Source organism: Bradyrhizobium sp. PRIMUS42 (assembly GCF_023006515.1).
In the GTDB taxonomy this organism is placed as follows: domain Bacteria; phylum Pseudomonadota; class Alphaproteobacteria; order Rhizobiales; family Xanthobacteraceae; genus Bradyrhizobium.
The window spans coordinates 1-5,781 of record NZ_JALBGZ010000412.1 but is presented as its reverse complement, the minus strand read 5'-3'; the positions used below and the strand labels follow the sequence as shown (position 1 = coordinate 5,781).

At 66.6% G+C, this 5,781-nt stretch carries 2 protein-coding genes; both read left to right on the top strand.

The genetic code is table 11. From position 1 onward, the window contains the following. Positions 1-2,786: double-strand break repair protein AddB (gene addB / locus MOV75_RS25100; RefSeq protein WP_247006791.1), on the top strand; the 2,786-nt coding region annotated here is incomplete at its 5' end. Continuing rightward, positions 2,780-5,781: double-strand break repair helicase AddA (gene addA, locus MOV75_RS25095; protein WP_247006790.1), on the top strand; the 3,002-nt coding region annotated here is incomplete at its 3' end. The genes addB and addA, both read left to right, overlap by 7 nt.

The following is a 5,781-nucleotide window of genomic DNA, read 5'->3' as shown; positions in this document are numbered from 1 at the left end:
CCAAGGGCCCGGTGCTGGCGCCGCTGGTGGTCGGCGGACCCGCTTCGACCCTTGCTCTCGCCGGCGATCTCGCACGCCTGATCGACGACATGGTCACGCGCGGCGTCGACTGGAACGCGCTCGATGGCCTCGTGCCTGATAACCTCGACCGCTACTGGCAGCACTCGCTCGAATTTCTGCGCATCGCGCGCATCGCCTGGCCAGCTCATCTCGCCGAGATCAAGCGGATCGAGCCCGCGGCACGGCGCGATCTCCTGATCGCGGCGGAAGCCAAACGCCTGACCGCGCATCCCAATGGCCCCGTGATCGCAGCGGGCTCGACCGGCTCGATGCCCGCCACCGCCAAATTCCTGCACGCCGTCGCATCGCTGCCGCATGGCGCCGTGGTGCTGCCGGGCCTCGACACCGATCTCGATGACGACGCCTGGCGGACCATCGGCGGCGTTCGCGATGCGCTCGGCAAATTCGCGGAGCATCCGGCGTCGAACCATCCGCAATATGCCATGAATGCGCTGCTGGATCGGTTTGGCATCAAGCGCAGCGACGTTGACATCCTTCAGTCGCCGGCAGAAGGCGGCCGCGACCTGCTCGCCTCGGAATCGATGCGGCCATCGGCCAAGACGGAAGTCTGGCACGACCGGCTGAAGCAGCCGGATGTCGCCACCAAGATCGCCGGTGGCATGATGAACCTTTCCGTCGTCGAAGCGCCCAACCCTGAGATGGAAGCGCTCGCGATCGCGATTGCGATGCGCGAAGCACGACATCTCGACAAGTCGGCGGCGTTGGTGACGCCCGATCGTGCGCTGGCGCGACGGGTGATGGCGGCGCTGACGCGATGGGATCTCGATTTCGACGATTCCGGCGGTGACGTGCTGATGGAAACACCCGCCGGGGTCTTTGCACGACTCGTGGCAGAGGCAGCGACAAAGGGCCTGGAGCCGCCGACATTGCTGGCGATGCTGAAGCATCCGCTGTGCCGGCTTGGCCGCGCGGCGGGCGCATGGAAAGCGGCGATCGAAGGGCTGGAGCTCGCGGTGTTGCGCGGCACACGCCCGCCTGCCGGCACGGGCGGTCTCTTGCGCGAGTTCAACCGCTTTCGCGACGAGCTGACAAAGCTCTGGCGCAGCGAGGTCTCGGCACTCCACAAGGCCGAGCCACGCGCGCGGCTCAAGGCCGAGGATATCGATCGCATCCAGGCGCTGATCGACGCCTTGCAGAGGGCGTTGGTGCCGATCGAAAGCCTCGTATCGTCAAAGCCATTCGACTTCGCCGAGCTCGCGCATCGGCATAGCGAGATCATGATCGAGCTGTCGCGCGACGAGCAGGGCATCCCGCTCGCCTTCGAGGAGCGCGAGGGCCTTGCGCTCGCCAGCGCCTTCGACGATCTCCTGCGCGGCGGCACGACCAGCGGATTGATGGTGCCGCTGCCCGAATATCCCGACGTCTTCCAGACCGCGTTCAGTGATCGCGCGGTACGGCGGCGAGACAGACCGGGCGCGCGGCTGCAGATCTACGGCCCGCTGGAATCGCGCCTGATGCAGGCCGACCGCATCGTCATCGGCGGACTGATCGAAGGCGTCTGGCCGCCGTCGCCACGGATCGATCCCTGGCTCAGCCGGCCGATGCGGCACGAGCTCGGTCTCGATCTGCCGGAGCGCCGCATCGGCCTGTCCGCCCACGATTTTACCCAGCTGCTCGGCGGCGACGAAGTCATCCTCACCCATTCCGCCAAGGCCGGCGGCGCGCCGGCGGTTGCTTCGCGCTTCCTGCACCGGTTGGAAGCGGTTGCCGGCGACGATCATTGGAAGGCGGCCGTTCGCGCCGGTGAGAAATATGTGCAGTTCGCCGGCGCGCTCGACCAGCCCGCCGAAGTCCAGCCGATCAAGCAGCCCGAGCCGCGGCCGCCGCGCGCGGTGCGACCGCTAAAAATGTCGGTCACCACGATCGAGGATTGGCTGCGCGATCCCTACACGATCTATGCCAAGCACATCTTGCGGCTCGATGCGCTCGATCCCGTCGATATGCCGCTGTCGGCCGCCGACCGCGGCTCGGCCATCCACGATGCGCTTGGCGAATTCACCGAAGCCTATGCCACGCGCCTGCCCGACGATCCCGCCCGCGTTCTGCGCGCGATCGGTGAGAAGTATTTCGCGCCGCTGATGGAGCGCCCCGAGGCGCGAGCGTTGTGGTGGCCGCGCTTCCAGCGCATCGCGCGCTGGTTTGGCGAATGGGAGACCGTGCGCCGCGAGGCGATCGAGGCGATCACCGCGGAGACCCGCGGCGAAATCTCGATCCGGCTCGACAATGCGCGCACTTTCTATCTTTCCGCGCGCGCCGACCGCATCGAACGCCGCACGGGCGGCAGCTACGCCATCCTCGACTACAAGACCGGACAGCCGCCGACCGGCAAGCAGGTTCGCATGGGCCTCTCGCCGCAGCTGACCCTGGAGGCCGCGATTCTGCGCGAAGGCGGCTTTCCCGATATCGATGCTGGCTCCTCCGTGAGCCAGCTCGTCTATATCCGCCTCAGCGGGAACAATCCGCCGGGCGAGGAGCGCATTCTCCAGCTCAAGTTCAAGCAGGGTGACGAGCCGCAGCCGCCGGATACGGCAGCTGCCGAAGCGCGAGCCAAGCTGGAGGCCCTGATCCGCGCTTTTGAGGACGAGAATCAGCCTTACACCTCGCTGAACCTGCCGATGTGGACGAACCGCTATGGCGCCTATGACGACCTCGCCCGGATCAAGGAATGGTCCGCGGCTGGCGGATTGGGAATCGAGGAATGGTAAAGGCACCGCGGCCCATTCCCGACGAGGTGCGCGCGCGGCAGGCGCGCGCGTCGGATCCGACCGCCTCGGCCTTCGTGTCGGCCAATGCCGGCTCGGGCAAGACGCATGTGCTGGTGCAGCGGGTCATCCGCCTCTTGCTGTCAGGCGTGCCGCCGGAAAAGATCCTCTGCATCACCTTCACCAAGGCCGCCGCCGCCAACATGGCCGAGCGCGTGTTCACGACGCTCGGTCATTGGGTGACGCTGGATGATACCGCGCTCGATGCCGCGATCCGCGCCGTCGGCATCCCGCATCCGGACCGAAAACTGCGTCGTGACGCGCGAAAACTGTTCGCCTGCGCGCTGGAGACACCGGGCGGATTGAAGGTACAGACCATCCACGCGCTCTGCACCCGCCTGCTCCAGCAGTTTCCGTTCGAGGCCAATGTTCCTGCGCGCTTCTCGGTCATCGACGAACGCGACCAGACCGACATGATGGAGCGCGCCAATCTGAAGGTGCTGCTGGAGGCCGCGCGCGATCCGGACAGCATCACCGGCCGCGCGCTGCTGACGGCCATGGCAAGCGCGGCCGATGTGACCTTCAAGGAGGTCGTGCGTGAGGCGTGCCTCAGCCGCGATCATTTCATGGCCTGGACCGACGAGGCCGGCAAAGCCGGGGCGGCGATCGAACAGATGGCAGCTGTGCTCGGCGTCGATGCGGGCGACCGTATCGAGGACGTCGAGACGGAGATTCTCGACGGCCCATTCCTGCCGCGGTCGCGCTGGGACGACATCGCCTTTGCGCTAGAGGATGGCAGCAAGTCCGACAACGACCAGGCCGGCCGGCTGCGCGAAGCAAAAGTCTTTTCCGGCAGCGCGCAGGTCGATGCCTATCTCTGCGTCTTCCTCACCGACGAGAAGCTGCCGCGCAAGGCGGTTCTGACCAAGAAATTTTGCGATCACAACCCGTCCGTTACCCGCCTGTTCGAGAACGAGGCGCAGCGGCTCGGTGAGCTGATCGAAAAGCGTCGCGCGGTGACCATGCGCGACCGCACCGCAGCCCTGCTGCATATCGCAACTGCCGCCGCCGCAAACTACCGTCGCGAAAAGCAGGAGCGCGGGCTGCTCGATTATGACGACCTCATCGACAAGACGCTCGCGATGCTGAATCGCGTCGCCTCGGGCTGGGTGCATTACAAGCTCGACCGCGGCGTCGATCACGTCCTGATCGACGAGGCCCAGGACACCAGCCCGCGGCAATGGGACATCGTCGGGCATATCATCTCGGAGTTCACGGCCGGAGAAGGCGCGCGTGAGGGGCTGAACCGCACGGTGTTCGCGGTCGGCGACGAGAAGCAATCGATCTTCTCGTTCCAGGGGGCCGACCCGCACGAGTTCGACAAGCGAAAGCGAGAGTTGGACCGCAGGTTCAAAGCCGCCGGGCTCAAGTTCGACCCGGTCGCCTTCACCTATTCGTTCCGTTCGGGCGCAACGATCCTGAACTCGGTCGATCATGTCTTCCGCGAGCCCCAGATCTACAAGAGCATCCATTCTATCGCCATCGGCCATCCCCTGCACAATGCGCTCGCCGATGCCGGGCCGAGCGTGATCGAACTGTGGGATCTCGCGGAAGCCGATGACAGGCAGGACATCGAGGGCTGGCGCGCCCCCTTCGACGGGGTCGCCGTCACCAGCCCCGAAGTGAAGCTCGCACGCCGCATCCAGGCCGAGATCAAGCGGCTGGTCGAGAGCGGCACGCTGACGGGACATGAGGGCGAGCGCCGTCCATTGCGCTACGGCGACATGCTGATCCTGGTGCGCCGGCGCGGCAACGCGTTCGACGCCGTGATCCAGGCGCTGAAGCACGCTGGCGTTCCGGTCGCGGGCGCCGACCGGCTCAAGCTCACCGAACACATCGCCATCATCGACCTGATGAATCTCGCCGACGCGCTGCTGCTGCCGCAGGACGATCTTGCGCTGGCGGTGGCGCTGAAGAGCCCGCTGTTCGGGCTCGATGACGACGACCTGTTCCAACTGGCCCATGACCGAAAGGGATCGCTGCGCCGTGCGCTGGGCGAGCATGCTTCCACAAACGAGAAATTCGCGACCGCATTGCGCCGGCTCGAGGCATGCGAGATTCGTGCCCGCGACGAGACGCCGTTCGCCTTCTACGCCTGGCTGCTCGGCGGCGACGGCGGGCGCGCGCGCATCCTGCGCCGGCTGGGACATGAGGCCAATGACGCGCTCGACGAATTCCTGGAGCTCGCGCTGAACTACGAGCGCAAGGCGCCGGCCTCGCTGCAGGGCTTCATGGCCTGGCTGCGCTCGGCTGACACCGAAGTGAAGCGCGACATGGAGATCTCGCGCGACGAGGTGCGGGTGATGACGGTGCATGGCGCCAAGGGCCTGGAGGCCTCCGTCGTGTTCATGGTCGACACCACCTCATCGCCTGCGGATTCGCAGCGACTTCAACTGATCCACGTCCCGCGCGGCAATAGCGGCGAGGTCGTGGTCTGGGCCGGCCGCAAGGCGGACGATCCCAAACCGGTTGCCGAAGCGCGCAACGCGATGCTCGAAGAGACCGAGGATGAGTATCGCCGCCTGCTTTACGTTGCGATGACCCGCGCGGCGGACCGCCTGATCGTCGGTGGCTGTCTGCCGGGCAACAGGAAGGCGGTCCGCAAGCTGAGCTGGTATGACCTGATCGACACCGGGCTCGCCGGCGCGGGCCTCGACAAGCAGGTCATCGAGACGCCGCTCGGCAAGGTGACCCGATTCGCCCGGCCGGAGGATGTCGCGGCGCTCGGCACACCGGCGACGTCCGTAGACCAGACCGTCGCCCTGCCCGATTGGCTGCTTGCGCCGGCACCACGCGAGACCGCCGACGACGATCCGGTGCGTCCCTCCGGACAGCCAGCCGGGGAAGGGCGCACGGTGCGATCAGGCGAATCGGTCCAGTCCCGCGCCCTTGCATTGCAACGCGGCACGCTGGTGCACCGGCTGCTGCAATCCCTGCC